The organism is Bradyrhizobium sp. WYCCWR 13022 (assembly GCF_030435535.1).
GTDB lineage: Bacteria > Pseudomonadota > Alphaproteobacteria > Rhizobiales > Xanthobacteraceae > Bradyrhizobium.
Genome location: NZ_JAUIZJ010000012.1, coordinates 128,262 through 148,005, shown reverse-complemented (window position 1 = coordinate 148,005; position 19,744 = coordinate 128,262). Strand labels below are relative to the sequence as shown.

The window sequence follows — 19,744 nt, the reverse complement described above, 5'->3', positions numbered from 1 at the left end:
CTGCACAAGAGGTCGGAACGGTTCGGGAAGGAAGAGAAACAATCTGCGGGAATGGGCGGCATCGTCCCGGCAAAGCGGTCAAGCGGTGCGGCGGGTCCAGCCGTGGCAGCTATGTGTGCCGGATCGGAAATCTCCAGCACGTGTTCGAAGGTTTCTGAGAGGACCGTCCGCCTCCTCTGCTCTGGTGAGCATCATCCATCGTCGAGGGTGCTTATTCTGCGACCTGTTCGACGACAAAAGCGCGGAAAGTTCATCCCTCGTTTGCCGCGGCCGTGAGAACGGGGCGGGACGGCTCTCCGCCCGTCCTTTCCGGCTCGATCGGGCGGGTCTTCGAGATGAGCGTCAAGCGCGTGAATGTTGACGAGCCGATGCAAACCGCGCCCAGCCATGCGAAGACCTCGCGCCAAGCCAGCGACGGCGCTCCGATCTGTGAGAGCGCGAACACCACGTGATAGCCGGCAACGGCCGCGGGAACGACGAACACGGCCGCAATTGCAAGTCGCAGGGCCACGTGGCGGCTAAGGGTAATGGCCAGCTGGCCGGCTGCGAGTGTGAGCACAGCGCAAACTGTGCCGACGAGCAGTGCGCCGACAATGCCCGCACCGCTGTTGAACGCCATCAATCCGATATTGATCGCAACAAAAAGCGCAGCGCATAGACCGCTAGCACAACGATCAGCCAGCAAATAGGCCGATACCAGCAATATTGAGAAGAAGCCCGAGGGCGAGCATGGTGGTGGCTCCAAGGCACGCGTGTGAGCGCTCGCGCCTTCCACCACCACCGCAGCCCAGCCGCCGACGTATAAACAAAACGAGGCGGAGTTACGGCGGGTGCGGCCTCGCCACTCGTCGGTTGACGGCAAGACGGCGCTCACGCGCCGCCAAACTTCCAGACCGGAATGCCAAGCCGCTTTGCCTTATCGGCAAGGTTGTCCTGAATGCCCGTGCCGGGGAAATGCAGGACGCCGATCGGCAGCAGTTCGAGCATCGCGTCATTGCGCTTGAAGGGCGCTGCCTTGGCGTGTTTGGTCCAATCCGGTTTGAATGCGATCTGTGGCACTTGCTGGTTGCCCATTTGGAGCCGATCAGCTCGGCGCCTTTCGGTGAAGCGCTGTGCAGCAGAACCATGTCGGGATGCTTGGCGTGCACCTTGTCGAGCCGATCCCAGACGAGGCTATAGTCGTTGAAGTCGAGCCCACCGGTCAGGGCGATCTTCGGACCCGGCGGCACCATGATCTCGGTTTCCGAGCGGCGCTTGGCTGCGATGAAGTCGCGGGAATCGATTATCGCCGCGGTGAGCGTGCGATGGCTGACCAGTGATCCCGACCGTGGGCGCCAAGCAGACCCCGTGTGGACTTCGAAGCGCTCGATCGCCTGGTCGCGGAAGAGTTCGAGACAGTTGCGGCGCTCGATCAGCGAGATGCCCTCGGCGGTTAGGCGCTCAAGCTCGACCGAGCGCACTTCCGAGCCGTTCTGCTCGCGCTGGCTCTTCTGCTGCGCCTGTTCGTTGACGTCGAGCTGGCGCTCGATGCGTTCGACGGCGCGATGGAACAGGTTGACCGTCGGCCAGAGGAGATCATCGAGGTCGGGCTCCAGCCGGGTATCGCTCAATGACGCAACCAGCGCGTCAAACATGTCTGCAACAGCGCCGGTAATGATCCTGGTCTCCGGTAGCGGCCTTGGATCGGGCTGATCGTCGAAGGGACGGTATAGGCGCGACTCAGCCTCTCATTCATGCCATATCGCGCGATCTCCGCCTCGACCCTGGGGATTAGAATCAGATCGTCGTGAGTGTCGGGGATGAGCGATATTGACTGGAAATGCATAAGAACTCTCTGCGGGTTGTTCGGCGACTGATTTCAGTATCAGACGACCATTTCCCGACCGTTTTCATCATTCACGAGTTGATACACGACCGCTACAGACGATCAATGACCAGCCCTGGTAGGAATGTCCCGCAGCCAATGAGGTCCCGTCGTGCGGGCCCATTCTGGGCTACCAACTTCGGCAGGTTGATGCTTGCATTGGATTGGCATCTTGTTTCGCAGCTGCCAGCTGCCGGCGGTACTGTGCAAGCGCGCGGGCGCGATGTTTTGTAGTCGCATAGTTGGCGCAAACAATGGCACTCAGATTTGCCGTGAGGCCCTCATGCGGACAATCGTACTGGACGATCGCGGCCACGCTTGGGACGCATGTTCTTCAGCTCTGCGTAAATGTTTTCTACACTACCCAGTGACCGAATTCGATTTCCTGAGTTATCTCATCAATAATATGGGTTTCGTGACAGTTGCTCTGTTCCGCCCCGGGTCGGCACAGATACGAATCCGGTTTGAGACTGCCACCCCAGTCAGCGTTGCTGCGGCGATCAATCTTGTCAGCGACCTTGGGGTGGAGCGAATGGTCATTTCAAATTCGGTAGACCTCGCCGACAAGTTGTTTTCAACTCGTTCGCAAGCGGTCACATATATAAATCAGCGGCTAGGCGAGCCTTGCCAGCGAGCGGCGACAAACATTCGATACAGGCAGATGCCGATTGAGACTTTGGTAGGCTGCCAAGGTCCACTATCCATGCTTTTGTCCTACTGGGACTGTTCGGACCGAACCGCCGATCTGACAGCTCTGAAGAAGGCGTTGTGCTCCCCAGCCGCGGTCAGGTTCGCCGCAATTGAGGCCGTGGCTGGTCGCCTCACCATTATCGATCTCGGAGCCGGCTTCGAAATCTTCAGCAAGACCTGGCGGGAGAATGCGCCCGGCATTCCGGTTGATGAACAACCGGATTATGAATATGGGCGATGGGTGCATCGTATGTACGAGTCCGTCCTAGAAACGCACCAACCTCGCCTAGATGAGGTCGATGCCAAGATTCTTCGCCCCCATTTGAACGACAAAGTTCAGCTGTCGTACCAACGCCTGATTGTTCCTTTCAAATACGGAAGGCGAGGAGTCACTCGTCTGATCGGCGCGTCGCTAGTGAGACAATCAATCAAACTCTCCAGCGAGTCGTAGGTGACGTGCCCATTAGGCCGCCTCACATCAGGAGGTCCGCCGGGAGTCGACCAGTGATGATCATCGATGCAGTTAAACAGCTGTCAGACCTGATGAAGCAGCCCATTCATATCAAGTCTCCCCGCAACTGTTTGGTGATCACATGCCAACAGCGCGCGATTCAGCAGTTCTTACCTTCGGCTTGAGCCATAACAGCCTGGAAATCCGCAAGCATCTCGTGGCTCGGCATCCAAACGAGACGCATCGCAGTACCCCGAGCGGCGGGGCGATAAGTTGATCCTGGACAGATCAATCCTTGTATAATCGGCATGACCTGCCACTCATCCGGCAGCGGTTAGAGGCTCAGGGTTTTGTACGCTGAGCGGCGCGTGTGTAGCAGCGGACGATCGGCGGAGCTGGTCGGGTTTGCGTAACCGGTCGTCCTTGCGGTGAGTTGGACGGCATAGGCCGCTGGGTGAGGTATTTAGCGACGAGTGAGGGCGCCGGATATCGTAGTCAGCGACCCAGCGGACGATCTTGGCGCGGGTGTCGTCAAGATCGAAAACGGGGTCTTGTTCAGGAGTTCGTCACGCATCGAGCCGTTGGAGCTTTCGATGAAGCCGTTCTGCATCGGCTTTTTGGGCGCAATGAAGTACCAGTCGATGATTGTGTCCTTTGCACCAGGCAGCATGGCATTGGAGGTGAAACTCGGTGCCATGGTCGGACACGATCATCCGTAGCTTGCCCCGTCGCTCGACGAACGTCAGCTCGCGGGCGACGCGCTGGCCCGAGACCGACGTATCCGGAACAGCCCCCCGGCACTTTTTGGTCACGTCATCGACGATGTTGAGAATGCGGAAGTGCCGTCCATGCCGAACTGGTCATGAACGAAGTCCAGCGACCAGCGTGCATTGGGCCTGGCCTGCACCAGAATCGGGGCCGGGTCCCCACGGCCTTGCGGCGAGCTCACCGCTTGCGGACGCGAGTGCTTCTTCCCGATAATGCCGGTAGATCCGGCTGATCCCCCATGGCTCTGCTTCCCGTCGTAAGAGGACGAACACCCGGCGGTAGCCGAACGACCGCCGCCGCCCGGTGGCGAGATCGCGCAACCGGCCGCGCAGCTCCGCATCCAGCGGGCGGCTGGACTGATAGCGGATCATCTTCCGGTCCGCGCTGATGATTGAGCAGGCGCTCCGCACCGACAGGCTCATGACAGCCTGCAGACGGCAGCGCGCGTGGCGGGGGGGCCCCCTCCCCTTCTTTGAAAGGAGCTCGCGAAGGGCAGCCGCATCGAATCTGCTCGGCCAGAAGCTTCTTCAGCTTCGCATTCTCCTCCTCCAGCGTCTTCAGTCGCTTGACCTCGATCCGCCGCCAAGAAACACGGTCCGTCTGGCGAGGCCTAACACGCCTCAATGTTGCATCGCGATCAGTTTGATTTGGTAATTAAAGCTGTCGGCGACGGCCTTGTGTATTTACGAGGCGGTCTTCGCGCCCCACTCACCATGAGATCGTTTTCTTACGCCCCGATTTAGATTTTCGGCTCGGCGTCCGCGTTGGCGGCCAGTTCGCGCAGCGCGCGCCGGTACTCGACCGGCATCACCTTGCGGAATTTAGGCAGCCATTCCTTCCAGTTGGCAAGGATATCGGCGGCGCGCTTGGAGCCGGTCGCCTTGGCGTGGCGCGAGATCAGGACGTGAAGCCGCTCGACGTCGGAGTCGAGCAGGTTCTTGAAGACGTCGACCCGGCCATGCGCCTCGAGGTCACCGGAGTGGTTGTAGGTGCCGGCGTTGATCAGCTCTTCCGACAGCACCGGCTCGAGCTCGACCATCGACAGATTGCACAGCTTGTCGAAGTCACCGGTCTCGTCCAGCACATAGGCGATGCCGCCGGACATGCCGGCCGCGAAGTTGCGCCCGGTCTTGCCGAGCACGACCACGATGCCGCCGGTCATGTATTCGCAGCAATGGTCGCCCGCGCCCTCGACCACCGCCACCGCGCCGGAATTGCGCACGGCAAAGCGTTCGCCGGCGATGCCGCGGAAGTAGCACTCGCCCTGAATGGCGCCGTACATCACGGTGTTGCCGACGATGATGCTCTCTTCCGGCACGATGCCGCTGTTGGCCGGCGGCCTGACGATGATCTTGCCGCCCGAGAGCCCCTTGCCGACATAGTCGTTGGCTTCACCTTCGAGCTCGAAGGTGACGCCCTGCGCCAGCCACGCGCCGAAGGCCTGGCCGGCAGTGCCCTTGAGGCCGACATGGATGGTGTCGTGCGGCAGCCCGGCATGGCCGTAGATCTTGGCGACCACGCCCGACAACATCGCGCCGGCAGAGCGGTTGGTGCTGTTGATCTTGGCCTCGATCTTCACCGGCGCGCCGCGGTCGAGCGCAGGCGTCGCCTTCTCGATCAGCGTGCGGTCGAGCACAGCCTCCAGATGATGGTTCTGGCGCTCGGAGTGATAGATCTTCTGGCCCTTCTCTTCCTTCTGCTTGACGAACAGCTTGGAGAAGTCGAGGCCCTTGGCCTTCCAGTGCGCGACCAGCCTGGTCTGGTCGAGCAGCTGAACCTGGCCGACCATCTCGTTGAAGGTGCGGAAGCCGAGCGAGGCCATGATCTCGCGCACTTCCTCGGCGACGAAGAAGAAGTAGTTGATGACGTGCTCGGGCTGGCCGGTGAAGCGCTTGCGCAGGACGGGGTCCTGGGTCGCGACGCCGACCGGGCAGGTGTTGAGATGGCACTTGCGCATCATGATGCAGCCGGCCGCGATCAAGGGCGCGGTGGCGAAGCCGAACTCGTCGGCCCCGAGCAGCGCACCGATCACGACGTCACGTCCGGTGCGGAAGCCGCCGTCGACCTGGACCACGATGCGGCTGCGCAGCCGCTCGCGGACCAGCGTCTGATGGGTCTCGGCAAGGCCGATCTCCCACGGCGAGCCGGCGTGCTTGATCGAGGTCAGCGGCGAAGCGCCGGTGCCGCCCTCGAAGCCCGCGATGGTGACATGGTCGGCGCGCGCCTTGGCGACGCCCGCGGCGACCGTGCCGACGCCGATCTCGGAGACCAGCTTGACCGAGACGTCGCCCGTCGGGTTGACGTTCTTGAGGTCGTAGATGAGCTGCGCCAGATCCTCGATCGAGTAGATGTCGTGGTGCGGCGGCGGCGAGATCAGGCCGACGCCCGGCGTCGAGTGCCGGACCTTGGCGATGGTGGCGTCGACCTTGTGGCCGGGCAGCTGGCCGCCTTCGCCGGGCTTGGCACCCTGCGCCATCTTGATCTGCATCATGTCGGAGTTGACGAGATACTCCGTGGTGACGCCGAAGCGGCCCGAGGCGACCTGCTTGATCGCCGAGCGCATGGAATCGCCGTTCGGCATCGGCTTGAAGCGGTCGGCTTCCTCGCCGCCTTCACCGGTGTTCGACTTGCCGCCGATCCGGTTCATGGCGATCGCGAGCGTGGTGTGCGCCTCGCGCGAGATCGAGCCGAAGCTCATCGCGCCGGTGGCGAAACGTCTGACGATGTCCTTGGCCGGCTCGACCTGGTCGAGCGGCACCGGCTTGCGCTTTTCTTCCTCCGCGTTCTTGATCCGGAACAGGCCGCGCAGCGTCAGCAGACGCTCCGACTGTTCGTTGAGGATCTTGGCGAAGGCGCGATAGCGCTCCAGCGAATTGCCGCGCGCGGCATGCTGCAGCAGGCCGACCGACTCGGCGGTCCAGGCATGGTCCTCGCCGCGGCTGCGATAGGCATATTCGCCGCCGACATCGAGCGCGGTCTTGTAGACCTGAGCCTCGCCGAACGCGTCGGCATGGCGGCGCACCGCCTCTTCCGCGATCTCGCCAAGACCGACACCCTCGACGCGGGTATGCGTGCCGGCAAAGAACTTGCCGACGAAATCCGCCTTGAGGCCGACCGCGTCGAAGATCTGCGCGCCGCAATAGGACTGGTAGGTCGAGATGCCCATCTTGGACATCACCTTGAGCAGCCCCTTGCCGATCGACTTGATGTAGCGCTTGACGATCTCGTAGTCGTCGAGCGAGCCGGGCAGGCGGTCCTTCATCGCGATGATGGTTTCGAACGCGAGGTAAGGATTGATCGCTTCGGCGCCGTAGCCGGCAAGGCAAGCGAAGTGGTGCACTTCGCGCGGCTCGCCGGATTCGACGACGAGGCCAACCGAGGTGCGCAGGCCCGTGCGGATCAAATGATGATGCACGGAGGCGCAGGCCAGCAGCGAGGGGATCGGCACCCGGTCGGTGCCGACCATGCGGTCGGACAGGATGATGATGTTGACACCTTCGCGCACGGCGACTTCCGCGCGTGCGCAGAGCTCGTCCAGCACCTGGTCCATACCCGCCGCACCGAGGCCGGCGTGGAACGTGGTGTCCAGCGTGCGCGGCTTGAAGTGCGACTCGGCCACTTCCGGGATCGAGCGGATCTTTTCCAGGTCCGCATCGGTCAGGATCGGCTGACGGACTTCGAGGCGCTTGGTGGTGGCCATGCCCTGCAGGTCGAACAGGTTCGGCAGTGGCCCGATGATCGAGACGAGGCTCATCACCAGCTCCTCGCGGATGGGGTCGATCGGCGGATTGGTGACCTGGGCGAAGTTCTGCTTGAAATAGGTGAACAGCGGCTTGGCCTTGTCCGACAGCGCCGAGATCGGCGTGTCGTTGCCCATCGAGCCCGCGGCTTCCTCCCCCGTGGCCGCCATCGGCGTCATCAGGATCGCGATGTCTTCCTGGCTGTAGCCGAACGCCTGCTGGCGATCGAGCAGCGAGAGGTTGGATCGCACGCCCGTGGTCGGCACCTTCGGCAGGTCTTCCAGCACGATCTGGGTCCGCTCCAGCCACTCCTTGTAGGGATGGCTCTTGGCGAGCTCGGCCTTGATCTCGTCGTCGGGAATCAGGCGGCCCTGTTCGAGGTCGACCAGCAGCATCTTGCCGGGCTGCAGGCGCCACTTGGTGATGATCTGGTCCTCGGGGATGGTCAGCACGCCCATTTCGGACGCCATCACGATGCGGTCGTCCTTGGTCACGAGATAGCGCGCCGGCCGCAATCCGTTGCGGTCGAGCGTGGCGCCGATCTGGCGGCCGTCGGTGAAGGCGATCGCGGCCGGGCCGTCCCACGGCTCCATCAGCGCGGCGTGATATTCGTAGAAGGCGCGGCGCTTCTCATCCATCAGCGGATTGCCGGCCCACGCCTCCGGAATCATCATCATGACGGCGTGCGGCAGCGAGTAGCCGCCCTGCACCAGGAATTCCAGCGCGTTGTCGAAGCAGGCGGTGTCCGACTGTCCCTCGTAGGAGATCGGCCAGAGCCGGCTGATGTCCTTGCCGTACAGCTCGGAGCTCACCGAAGCCTGGCGCGCCGCCATCCAGTTGGTGTTGCCGCGCAACGTGTTGATCTCGCCGTTATGCGCGATCATGCGATAGGGGTGCGCCAGCGACCAGGCCGGGAAGGTGTTGGTCGAGAAGCGCTGATGCACCAGCGCCAGCGCGCTCTCGAAATCCTTCTCGTGCAGATCAGGGTAGTACTTGCCGAGCTGGTCGGCGAGGAACATGCCCTTGTAGATCACGGTGCGGCAGGACATCGAGCAGGGGTAATAGCCGGCGAGGCCGCGGTCGCGGCGCTGGTAGATCGCCTGCGAGATCGACTTGCGCAGGATGTAGAGCCGGCGCTCGAACTCGTCCTCGGTCTTGGCAACGCCATTGCGGCCGATGAACACCTGCATGCAGGCAGGCTCGGTCGGCTTCACGGTGACGCCGAGCGAGGAATTGTCGGTCGGCACGTCGCGCCAGCCGAGCAGGGTCAGGCCCTCCGCCTTGATCTGGTCGGCGATGATGCTCTTGATGACGTTGCGCCAGGCGGTGTCGCGCGGCATGAACAGCGCGCCGATGGCGTATTCACCCGGCGCGGGTAGCTCGAACTTGTTCTCCTTGGCCTTGCGGCTGAAGAAGGCGTGCGGGATCTGCACCAGGATGCCGGCGCCGTCACCGGCGCGCGGGTCGGCGCCGACGGCGCCGCGATGCTCGAGATTGCAGAGGATGCTCAGCGCATCCGAGACGATCTCATGCGACTTCTGGCCCTTGATGTTGGCGATGAAGCCGACGCCACAGGAATCCTTCTCCAGGCTCGGATCGTACAGGCCTTCGGCTTTGGGGCGGGAATTGTGTTCCTGAATCGGATCGGTCGTTTTCGAGGCGACCGTCGCCGACAGCTCTTCTGCCACGATGTTTCCGCGCTCGAATTGCGACCCGTTCATTGTATTCCTCTTTCGACATTGGGTGCACTCCAACTAGCCAGTTCGCATGCGGGTTCTTGCCGCCGTAACAGCACGTGGAGTTTGTCGACGTCCTTCTAGAGATCGAGCGCCTGCAGGCAATGTGCCACCGCCATTAGGTTCGCCTACGGCGAAAGCTTGTACGCTGGGTGCCTCGAAAATGCGCTCTTGAATGGATCGAGTTTCTTTGTTTGCACGAGCCTGGTGAGCCTGGTGAGCAGTAACGCGACGAATGAGATCGATTGCGCAAGTGCTGAGGCCGCCTTGGCGTCAGCCTCGACTGCGAAGACCGCGCCGACCGAAGCCAGCCCAATCCAGAGCATGCACGTGACAAAAAATGCACGAGATAGTCATGCATAGTTGCATGATGTAACAGGTTTAAACTGGGAATCTCCCGGATGACGATGCCAAGCGGTTCACTACTGCGCGCAGGTGCCGGCGCGTGCGTGCCGGTACAGACCCAGCAAATTCGCTCGGTGAACGCCAAGGCATCGCGCGCCCAATACCACGCCGCATCGTCTCGTTGAGACCGCGTTGCGGATCACATTATCGGAATCGACATTCACCTCGATAAGCAGGTGAATTCGATCCTGGTCAGCGGATCGACAAGATCGCCCTCGCTGGAGTTACCGAGCGTGAATCGGTTGGGCGTCTGAATGCCCATCATTGTACTCTCTGAGTTCGACTGAATTCGTGGGCGGCGCTTCCGCGCTTGCTCGTAAGGCATTTCAGCCCCATCACATGCCGCATGGACGAACGTCGCCATGGTGTTCTCAATACCGAATTGCTGCGCACTCTGGTCGAGCAAGCGTTAGGTGGTTTCCCCTTGCAGCCATTTTGTAGAGGCAATAGCCCTTGCTAGCCTGCTCGTCGTCCATTCTCGGCCAACCGGCCGGCATCGAAATGCCCGCGACGTTAGCACTTGTCTGGATGCGGTGGATTGTCTTGAGCCGCGAGGTACTTGGCCCTTACATTTGGCCCGCATTTGCCGGAAAGATTGCCTCGGGTTGGCCTCCAGCGGCCGCCATGATAGCCCGTCGCGCCGAGCGAGATCATCGACAGCCCCGCTTCCTTAAGCGGCGGTTTGCGATGATCCGCATAAAGCTCTCCAGGCAGCAAGTGCACTTGAGCCCGTGCATACAGATTACGCAGATGCGCAGCTTGGTCTTAAGAGCTCAGGCAGTACGGCGGCTACGAGCTGTCAAAGCCCGAGGCTCGCTGCAGCGGGACGGCATAAGTTGTGAAAACTTCGCCGCGTGATGCTCTGGCGCCTGGACTGAATGTCGAAACGCGCCGACGTTGTTCGAAGGACTTTGCAAGAAGTTGACCATCGTAGCTTGGCACTCTCCTCTACATGCATGCCCGGGAGCTCGCGAGGGTACAATCTCATGGTCGAAGCATTCTTCTCCCGCGCCTCATTGTCGCGGGAAGCGGTCAGATGTGGCGCTCATCACGAGAATGCCCAACGCTCAAAAACATCATCGCCGACCGCCACACGGCCGCCCCGTTTCCGTCGGAACGCAAACGCGCCTACTGTCTGGAACGTGCCAAACTGTTGGCGAACGCGACGGTACCTTTAGTGACACGGTCCGCAATGCGGCGCATAGGCGATCTGCTGAACAGCACGACGTGCTGCTCAGCAATCGGCCCGAGTTCCTCCGCCGCATTGAAGGAATGCTCCCGACGCGATGCTTCCGGTTCCGAGAAAGCGATCGAGGGCCAGCTCTAGCGAGTGCGGCGCCGGTTTGCGCGATCGGACTACAGCGACCCGAGCCGCTGTCGATAGGCCGCGGTGCATCTCGCGAAAAACACGGTTCCGATCCGGAAGAACTGCGCGCGAACTGGCACGGCACCACACCGAAGCTCGGGTTATCGAAAGGTAGATCCAGGCCGCGAAATCAAAGGGCCGCGGCGTCGGTCTCTCCGGTGCGGATGCGGACCGCGTGGACGAGATTGATGACGAAGATCTTGCCGTCGCCGATCTGCCCGGTTTTCGCAGCGGACGTGATGGCCTCGATGGTCTTGTCGACCTGATCAGAAGCGACAGCGACCTCGATCTTGATCTTGGGCAGGAAGTTCACGGCATATTCGGCGCCGCGATAGATTTCCGTATGGCCCTTCTGACGGCCATATCCCTTGACTTCTGTCACCGTGAGACCGTGAACACCAATGTCGGTCAGGGCGTCACGGACGTCTTCCAGCTTGAATGGCTTGATAATTGCCATAACCATTTTCATGGGTTCTATCCCCGCTTGGGCCCGGCCCGGAAGTGGCCGGGCGTTTCTCGACTTGTTCGCCACGACGGTAAAGTTTCACTACCCGAGCACCCAGGCTCTTGAGATCAAATCCCGTGCCAGATCGCCGCTTTGCCTAACGGATTATGAAAACGGGCGGGTCAGCGAACTTGCGCGATCGCGAGATCAGCTCCTGCTTGGCCGAGCCAAATTCCAGCGGGTCCTTAGTCAGCGGGCAGACGAGGATCTGCAGCAATTTTTGATCGAACACTATTTCAGGGCGTTCGGCGGACGCTGACATCGGCGTCTCCGGCATTGCCTCTAACAACGCCCCGGCGCATGCCGGCAAAAAAGTGGACGCCGCGTCGTCTCAGCGTTCATTGCTACTGCGTTTGCCCAGACGATGCGGAGACAGAAAAGGCGCAATGGTGCAAGGTCGCCGACCAGCTCCGCCAAAATTGCCCAAGCTTGCGCGCTTGCTGGCGAGGCTTGGACCGATGTGCTGGCCTATGTGACCTTCTCGCCGCAGCCCCGGACCAAGCAGCACTCCACCACCCAATCGAGGACCTTAACGACGAGATTAAGCGGTGCACCGAGGTGGTCGGCATCTTCCTGAACGAAGACGCCATCGTACGCCTGATCGGCGCGATCCCGCTCGAGCAAAATAATGATGAATGGGCCGTCCAACGCGGCTGTTGCATGACTCTGTAAACCGCTGCCAATGAATGATGCAGCCTTCAGCCTTCAGCCCTCCGGCAATCGCCAGCTGATCTGCCCGGCTCCTGCCTACGATCGCGGTGATCGCCGCCAGCGACACCACGCAACGGGATACGATTGCCGCGGTCGGGATACCCTGTCATTCTCGTAGCGCCGGAGCCCAAGGAAAGGATGCAGATGATACATGGGCCTTAGCCCCATCGACAAGCCCACCACCCGCTATCGTTTTCGCCTGTGGGTGGTCACGAGCATCGAGTCCCCTGTCCGTTCGCGGCAGGCTGAGCTTAGGAGAGCCGCCGAGCTCAAGCGCCGCAACGGCATGGGCAGCAGGACTTTAGGCCGTTCCAAGGTCACGAGAACGAAGCCTGCGGCAGATCGGCCGTTTGTCCATCTCTCTTGTTGAGTCCGAGTCATGGAGGAGGGGATCAATCGGTGCGGAGGCCCGCTTGGGCGCAAGCTGTATTTTTCAAGAGTCTCGGGAATTCTCGATGGCGGGGTTGATCCTGCGGGCATTAGGAACCGGCAGATTGGTCGTCTGCTGGCACTCGGGTAGGTTATCTTTTTTAGAGAACACCCCAGGCTCGGTAACGCCCTCGTCCAGTGGTCTCGCGCAGACCAAGCTCATTTACGAGACTCAATGCTGCACGCGGTGTGATATCCAGCTCTTCTGCGATCATGCCGGCAGAAACGACTGGCCGGCTGAAGACGTAATCGATAAGCGCCGGCAATTTCGACGTCGATCGATGGCCGGCCACCCTTCGAAGCATCAGAGTGCGTTCGTTCAGCCACCTGTCGTGCGTCTTCAGGCCAATCTCACCAGCGGCCGTGATGGCCTCAAGCTCCGCGACGAGACGGGTTGCAAGGTCGCGCGAGCGGCGTCGCTCACGCGGGATCGTCTTCAGCCCCTCATGCAGGCAAGCCAGGTGTGAGCGTGCTTTTCTCCGATGACCTAGCAGCGCAGACGTAAGCAGCTGGCCAAGCCAGGGTCGGTGCTGAAGGGGCTCGAGACTGCGCCAGCTGTCCGCGGCAATGGCCGCCGCGAGCGTCGGAGGCAGGCTCCTGCTTTGCTGAAGGCCGCGTCTCCAGACGGCAAGACGCTTTTCTTCGTCCCAATCGGGGTCGTAGACCAGTGGATCCCGCTCGGTCATTCGACGGAGATCGCTGGTTAAGATCTGGTCGGTCTTGGCGATCGCGGCGTCGATTTCTGCGAAAGCCTGCGCGAGTCCGTCATTGCTCTGAGTTACAGAAGAGTAGTCGTGGGTTCTCGGCACATGGCTGTCCTGCTCCGCCTCATGATGCGTAGTTCCGATGTTCGGCGGTTCGCAGTCCTCCTCTTCTATTCCATTTGTGCCGGCTAACCCGCGCAGATCGGTGATCCCGACGGACGAGAGAGCCCAGTCGGGGCCCTCGCGGTGAATGCGCCGGCGGGCGCGGAGTACATCGCGAGCTCGGCTCAGCTCGTGAGTTGGCGCACGAACATCCATGCCAGCGTCATGAAGAACGAGATCTTCGAGGTGGACGAGTTCGCCTTCCAGCCATAGAGTGGCGCATGCGTCGGTGAAGTGCGTCCGACTAATCCAACCGTCTCGGATTGGGCTTTTCGCAAGGCGCTCATCTAGACGGGCTAAAGCATCTTCCGCGGCTGCGAGCGGAAGTGCAATCGCCGACCAGGGCAACGGTTCTGGTATTTTGTAGCTACTAGACAACGCCTTGATAACTTTGATGAGAATCGGCGACACGGAAGCTATCATGTCGCTAATTTCCGTCATAGCGACATAGCTTCAACTGCTATGATGAGCGTGCAAGCGTTAGTGCCGATCGGTCTTTAAACCGATGTCGGAGTCCTAGCCTCTATTCTCCTTCCTCGGCCGTCCGCCTGTAGAGCTGTAGAGCAACCCGGTTGGCATCATTACTACCGGCGGGGGCAGTTGCTGGGCGGCTCATCTACAAGCGGCGATGGCCCCCCACTGGGCCCCGCATGAGTCTGGCGCATGATTAGGCAGTCTGTAGCGGCGGTGCGAAGGTCATATCGAGAACTACCCCTCGCGGAGATAGCAGCCAGATTTGGCGAGTAGGCGTGGCAACGGTCGTCTTGAAGAGTTCAGTTCCGACCAGCTAACGGCGTATCGGCGGATGGTCAAAGAACGGTTACGAGACTTCTTCAAGAAGGGTTCGAACGATTAGCCAACCGTAGTTCGATTTGGAGCTTCGCGGGCCTTCACTCGCTCTGGCCAGTCGTGAGAACGCCTGTATCAAAGGCCTAGATTGAGCTAGGCTGTGTTGTCAGCTGACAACGTTTTGCTGCGAAGTGTTGGTGTCGGATTCACCATTAAAATGCATTAACCATGTTTCGCCGGACGCGCGGGCTACAAGTGCTCGAATGGGCGACCCGTCGGAATTCTGCAGATCACCTAGGAGGTGTTGTCAGCTGACAACGCCGACTCGCCTGCTTTCTCATCGCGCCTCTTTTGCCCTCCCCCACATCGCACAAGATGTTGTCAGCTGACAACAGTACGGGGGCCGACCGCAGACTACGAGACAAAGGCTCTTGAGCCGGTTCCGAGCGGGGATCGTCTCGAGCGGGATGGATCCATCCGAGCGGTAAATTGCCGGATCAACAATGTAGTTTCCTCAAGCGCCTTACCCGACCAGTCCATCTGTGTCGGTTTGGGGTGCAGTCTAGTCCCCGCTGGGACTGTCGAGGCTCGACCAAAAGTTGGAGGCCCCTTCGGGGGCAGTGGCGTGGTATGCGAGTACTTCAATCGCGCGGGTTGCATGGTCCACCGGGTTGATTCCTGACATTTTGGACCGGGCTGATGCCTGACAATATTCGATCATTGTTCTCCTGTCTGCGGCGTTTCCTGCGCGATGCGGAGCCGCGCGCGCGGCGGAGCAAAGCGCAGGAAACGCCGCTCGCAATTGATCAGCCCGAGATCGCGACCGCAGAAGCGCACGAGGTGGCCGCTAGTGTCGTGCTCACAGAGGCCGACGAGCTCACCTGCGAGCGCCTCGCCAACGAAAACGTGCTCGCCGCGCCATTTGATATCGCCGGTGGGACGCACCCGGCGAACCTCGTGATCGGCGTCGTACCAAGGGTCATCGAGACGGCGTGGCAAGGTGCGCGAGGGCGACTGCCAGAGTTTGACGGGCGGCATCTGGTCGAGCGCCTCATGTGGCCGCTCCTGGTTGAAGTGGTGGCGGAAGGCATCGAAGCGGCGTTGCTGCTCGGCGACCGTTGCCGCGGGCGGCTTCGTGGTCTGGGCCTTCAGCGTGCGGTGCATGCGCTCGTGCCGGCCGTTGTCCTGCGGGCTCGCCGGGGGGATGTAGCGCGGTTCGATACCGAGCTTGAGCCACCATACCGAGAGCGCCGAAAGGCCGCCCGCCCCCGTCGATCCAAACGGTGCACCATTGTCGGAGCGGATCGCGGCGGGAAGGCCGATGTCCTTGAAAACACGTTCCAGGGCGCTCCTGACGCCCGCCCCCGTCGGATCGACGATGCGCACTTCGATAAGATAGCGGCTCGCCGCATCGGTGATGGTCAGCGGATCGCAGCGGTTGCCGTCGCGGGTTCGGAACCAGCCCTTGAAGTCGATCGCCCATTCTTCGTTGGGTGCGCTTGCCGGCGCCGCCACCTCGCCTTGCGCAATCGCCCGGCGTCGGCGCCGACGCGCCTCGACCAGGCCCTCACGCTTCAGGATGTCGCCGATCGTCGAGGCTGCCGGCCAGTCGACCTCCGGCCGCTCATGCTCAAGCCATGCCTTGATCTTCTTCGGGCCGAAATGCGGAAACCGCTGCCGCGTCGCGACGATGCGATCGGCCAGCCGCCCCGCCGTCGCATGCGGGCAACTCGCCGCCGCGTGGCTGCGCTCCTCGAACCAGCGCCGCTCCCCGCTCTCCCGACGCCGCTTCCAGACGTAGAACGTCTCTCGGCTGACGCCGTGCCGCGCGCACAGCTCCGTCACCGAAAATGCCCCCGTCTCGTACTCTCGAAACAACGCGACACGCTCCTCCACAGGACTGCTCTCCCTGAAAGGCATCGCCTGATCCTCCTTCGAATCAGACGAGCCTTGCCTGTCAGGAATCAACCCGGTCTAATCTGTCAGCACTCAGCCCGGTCTGTACCCATCCAGCCCCCCGCCCGGCATGCAAGCAGCGGGTGGCGCATTCCTCGCTCGTGCCGCACCATTGCCCGCTTGATGGATTGGACAGCGCAACGCGAACGCTAGCGCCATTCGCCGTCTCCAGGCGTCATCCGTTTCCCTTGCCGCTAGTTGTCCCGCATGTTGTCAGCTGACAACAGTGCCGTGGCAACCGTGGAGCGTGGGGTCCGTTCACCTGCCGCTCGTTTCGCTAGGCTCAGAAGCCCCGAGCGACCAAGGAGGAGTCCGGGGTGGCCCAGGTAGCCCTGAACCAACGGCGAGCATCAGAAAACCCGCCAACTAATTCACCGCTCGGACCTCTTCCGGAGTTAAGGCGGTGAGGAGGTCATCCGTGGTCATGGCGGGTGGTTTGGCCTCGGGCCGCGTGCGGACGGTACCATGTTATAGCGGGTCCTAGGCGCGTGGCCGCTCGCGTAGCGAAGCCTGCAATGCGCTCGGTCTTTCCCGTTTCTTTGTGGCCGGGCCTAGTGACCGCCATTCTCTCCCTTGGCGAAGGCTTGGCGCGATAACAAAGCCGTTGTCGCTCATGCCGGATGTTGAGGCCGCAAAAGTAGGTGATGACATCGTGTTGAGAAAGGCACCGCACCTTTCCTCGTCACGGCGGATTTGGGAAAAAGCCAGGCACGAAGCTTCGCGTCGCGACGCGGATGAACTCATGGTTGGCGCCGCGGCTGTCCCCTTTTGGGAATCATGAGTGATGCGATAGCCGGTACTGAGAATCTGGCGAAGCCTCTAACGTCGGTACGGAAGCCCCGCCGGGCTGAGCGGCGCTCCGGCCCGCCAGTTCCAGATCCGTATGCGGCTTAATCCAAAGCGGGGCAGGATGCGGCCAACGCCGGCCGGTGACACCTTGATCGCTGGCGCTGCCGCGCACAATGCCTCGACGGCTAAGGTGGCTGTGGGTGGCGGGGGGTCGGCGATGAATGGGTCTGGAGGAGCGAGCGCGCAAAGTTAATCCTTTCATTCTTGCGCCGACTCGGGAATCGTGTTGAGTCTGCAGACGGTAATCCGCCGTCTGAGCTGCAAAAACCGTTTTGGATTGGAAAGATGAGAGTTTTTGAGACAGAGGAGGGGTGGCCGGAGACAGCGAGCGCGCGCATTTCCTGCCATGCCACTCTACTCTCTGGTCAACTCCGCTCGTTGGGCGCCGCCCTTTTTCCACCAGCGGCTGCCAAGACTCTTCGCCCGTTCTCCTCCGGAGAGGTGGCCAAGATCGTTCGCGTGTCAGACGGCTATTTGCGGCAACTTTCCCTCGACGGCCTGGGACCTGCCCCCGCGATCGGTCATGGCGGGCGGCGGTCGTATACCTTAGCTCAAGTGAATGAGCTGCGGGCCTATCTGGCTGCAGCCCGCCCGCGGGAGGCAGTTGATTTTCTCCCACGGCGGCGCCCCGGCGAAAAGCTTCAAATCATCACGGTCGCTAATTTCAAGGGCGGCTCGGCCAAAACAACGACCGCCCTGTATCTGGCCCAATATCTCGCCCTTTCCGGCTTTCGAGTTCTGGCCATCGACCTCGATCCGCAAGCCTCTTTGTCGGCCATGTTCGGCTATCAGCCGGAATTCGACATTGGGCAAAGCGAAACCATTTACGGCGCCATCCGCTATGACGACCAGCGCCGCCCCATGCGTGAAGTTGTGCGGCCGACCTATTTCGAGGGTATAGGCCTAGTGCCTGGCAATCTCGAACTCATGGAGTTTGAGCATCACACGCCGCGCGCCATGGTCGAGCGCCGCGAACGTGGACATGATCTTTTTTTTCGCCGCCTAGCGAGCGCAATCGATCAGGTAAGCGACGACTATGATGTCGTGGTGATCGACTGCCCACCTCAGCTCGGCTACCTGACGATGGGCGCTTTGAATGCGGCGACGGCGATGCTGGTGACAATCCACCCGCAGATGGTCGATGTCGCATCGATGAGCCAATTCCTTCTGATGACGTCGGATTTGATGTCCGTCATCGAGGAGGCGGGCGGCCGCCTCGATCACGATTTCATCCGCTATGTGATCACGCGCCATGATCCGAATGACGTGCCTGAGGCTCAGATCGTTGCGCTGCTGCGCAATCTGTTCCGCGAAAACGTGCTGCAAGCGACAGCCTGGAAATCCACTGCGATCTCCAATGCTGGCCTGACAAAACAATCGCTCTATGAGCTTGACCGCGGATCCGTCGGACGCGGCGCCTATGACAGGGCGGTTGAATCTGTCGATGCTATCAATGCGGAGATCGTGCAGCTGCTGAAGAAGGTGTGGGGACGATGAGCAAGCGCACGGATGCTATCAGGGGGCTTTTTACTGCCGCACCTCAGACGAGTCCGTTGTCAGCTGACAACACAGCACCAGCGCCGCTGGCGCGGGTGTCGTCAGGTGCTGTGCGCTCGCTGAAGGAATCTTTCTCAGAAGTTGAGAAGGAGAATCAGGAGCTTCGGGACAAGCTCACATCTGGCGCGACGATCGTAGAGATCGATCCCGGTCTGATAGATCCCTCGCCCGTGTCTGATCGTTTTCGCGACGACGACACGGCTTCTTACGAACTTCTCAAGCAATCGATTTCGCAGATCGGCCAGGAGGTTCCTGTCCTCGTCCGCAAGCATCCGACAATGCCGGGACGATATCAGAGCGCTTATGGTCATCGCCGGGTGCGTGCCGCGCGCGAGCTGGGTATTGCCGTCAAAGCGATCCTAAAACCGCTCTCCGACGAAGCCCTCGTCGTGGCACAAGGCCTTGAGAACGCGCCGCGGGAGGATTTGAGCTTCATCGAGCGCGCGATGTTCGCAATGCGCATCGAAGATGCCGGGCACAAGCGCGCAGTCGTTCAAGACGCGCTCGCAGTCGATAGGGCCGAAGCGTCAAAACTGATTGCGGTTGCGAGATCCATTCCGCCCGACATTATCGATGCTATTGGCAAGGCCCCAAAGGTTGGCCGCGGGCGATGGCAGAGCTTTGCTGATCTCTTGGCGGATGCGTCGGTGATCGACCGCGTAAGGGCGGCGATCGGGGACGACAAGTTCGCCGGCCGTGAGTCAGACGACAGATTTCTGACGGTGTTCTCGGCCGCGAATAAACCTGCTGCAACTCGCCAATTCGCGCGATCGTCTGCTGTGCTCGCCTCAGATGGACAGCGCATCGCTCAGGTCCGTCAGGGCGATCGAGAACTCAAGTTGACCATCGACAAGAAGGTCCCGGCGTTGTTCGCGGACTTTCTTATCACCCAGCTTCCGAACCTGTTCGAGACGTTTTGCAAATCGGACAGATCCGAGGAGACCACCGGGGCTTAGCCGCCTCATGAACAACCGCGAACCAGGAGCAGCACGGCAAAAGAAAAAAGGCCCCCGCAACGTCACCGTCCCGGAAGCCTCTCTTCGTAGTTTGGCGACTAAAGAG

General features: G+C 61.2%; 12 protein-coding genes and 3 pseudogenes. 5 read left to right on the top strand and 10 right to left on the bottom strand.

Annotated elements, in window-relative coordinates; all coding sequences use genetic code 11:
* Positions 1-250: 250 nt before the first annotated feature.
* Both QY049_RS20105 and QY049_RS20100 read right to left on the bottom strand, forming a co-directional pair.
* Positions 251-874, bottom strand: coding sequence for a hypothetical protein (locus QY049_RS20105; RefSeq protein WP_313753974.1), 624 nt, complete (start codon positions 872-874; stop codon positions 251-253).
* Positions 871-1,709, bottom strand: a pseudogene (locus QY049_RS20100) (DUF2493 domain-containing protein); the annotation flags it as partial. The pseudogene QY049_RS20100 and the gene QY049_RS20105, both read right to left, overlap by 4 nt.
* Positions 1,710-2,147: 438 nt before the next feature.
* Between QY049_RS20100 and QY049_RS20095 the strand changes: the two are divergent.
* Together QY049_RS20095 and QY049_RS20090 are read left to right on the top strand one after the other, a co-directional pair.
* Entirely contained in the window at positions 2,148-3,005 is an 858-nt protein-coding gene (locus QY049_RS20095) for a hypothetical protein (protein WP_128929800.1), read from the top strand.
* A gap of 53 nt (positions 3,006-3,058) precedes the next feature.
* Entirely contained in the window at positions 3,059-3,190 is a 132-nt protein-coding gene (locus QY049_RS20090) for a hypothetical protein (RefSeq protein ID WP_256438973.1), read from the top strand.
* A gap of 279 nt (positions 3,191-3,469) precedes the next feature.
* Here QY049_RS20090 and QY049_RS20085 read toward each other — a convergent pair.
* The 6 genes and pseudogenes from QY049_RS20085 to QY049_RS20060 all read right to left on the bottom strand — a co-directional run.
* Positions 3,470-4,346, bottom strand: a pseudogene (locus QY049_RS20085) (IS3 family transposase); the annotation flags it as partial.
* 166 nt (positions 4,347-4,512) lie between these two features.
* Positions 4,513-9,234: a glutamate synthase large subunit gene (gene gltB / locus QY049_RS20080; RefSeq protein ID WP_128955105.1), complete on the bottom strand. Its 4,722-nt coding sequence runs from the start codon at positions 9,232-9,234 to the stop codon at positions 4,513-4,515.
* A gap of 133 nt (positions 9,235-9,367) precedes the next feature.
* Complete coding sequence (locus tag QY049_RS20075; protein ID WP_232995620.1) at positions 9,368-9,739, bottom strand: nickel-dependent hydrogenase large subunit; 372 nt, start codon at positions 9,737-9,739, stop codon at positions 9,368-9,370.
* 75 nt (positions 9,740-9,814) lie between these two features.
* Positions 9,815-10,018 (bottom strand): hypothetical protein, encoded by a 204-nt coding sequence (locus QY049_RS20070; RefSeq protein ID WP_232995619.1) that lies wholly within the window; start codon positions 10,016-10,018, stop codon positions 9,815-9,817.
* Positions 10,019-11,150: 1,132 nt separating this feature from the next.
* Positions 11,151-11,489: a P-II family nitrogen regulator gene (glnK, locus tag QY049_RS20065; protein WP_128929799.1), complete on the bottom strand. Its 339-nt coding sequence runs from the start codon at positions 11,487-11,489 to the stop codon at positions 11,151-11,153.
* 133 nt (positions 11,490-11,622) lie between these two features.
* Positions 11,623-11,787: a Trm112 family protein gene (locus tag QY049_RS20060; RefSeq protein ID WP_128929798.1), complete on the bottom strand. Its 165-nt coding sequence runs from the start codon at positions 11,785-11,787 to the stop codon at positions 11,623-11,625.
* A gap of 38 nt (positions 11,788-11,825) precedes the next feature.
* On the opposite strand from QY049_RS20060, the pseudogene QY049_RS20055 reads away from it, so the two are divergent.
* Positions 11,826-12,167 (top strand): annotated as a pseudogene (locus QY049_RS20055) (transposase); the annotation flags it as partial.
* 599 nt (positions 12,168-12,766) lie between these two features.
* Here the strand turns inward: QY049_RS20055 and QY049_RS20050 are convergent.
* Both QY049_RS20050 and QY049_RS20045 read right to left on the bottom strand, forming a co-directional pair.
* Positions 12,767-13,954 (bottom strand): RHE_PE00001 family protein, encoded by a 1,188-nt coding sequence (locus QY049_RS20050; RefSeq protein WP_128929796.1) that lies wholly within the window; start codon positions 13,952-13,954, stop codon positions 12,767-12,769.
* A gap of 1,083 nt (positions 13,955-15,037) precedes the next feature.
* On the bottom strand, positions 15,038-16,240 hold the full coding sequence (locus QY049_RS20045) for an integrase core domain-containing protein (protein ID WP_128929795.1): 1,203 nt from the start codon (positions 16,238-16,240) through the stop codon (positions 15,038-15,040).
* Positions 16,241-17,410: 1,170 nt separating this feature from the next.
* Here QY049_RS20045 and repA point away from each other — a divergent pair.
* Together repA and repB are read left to right on the top strand one after the other, a co-directional pair.
* A complete protein-coding gene (gene repA, locus QY049_RS20040) occupies positions 17,411-18,622 on the top strand; it encodes a plasmid partitioning protein RepA (protein WP_128929794.1) in 1,212 nt (403 codons plus the stop codon).
* Positions 18,619-19,638 carry a plasmid partitioning protein RepB gene (gene repB / locus QY049_RS20035; RefSeq protein ID WP_128929793.1) on the top strand — a complete coding sequence of 340 codons (1,020 nt, stop codon included), beginning with the start codon at positions 18,619-18,621 and terminating at the stop codon, positions 19,636-19,638. The genes repA and repB overlap by 4 nt, the downstream gene beginning before the upstream one ends.
* Positions 19,639-19,744: the final 106 nt, after the last annotated feature.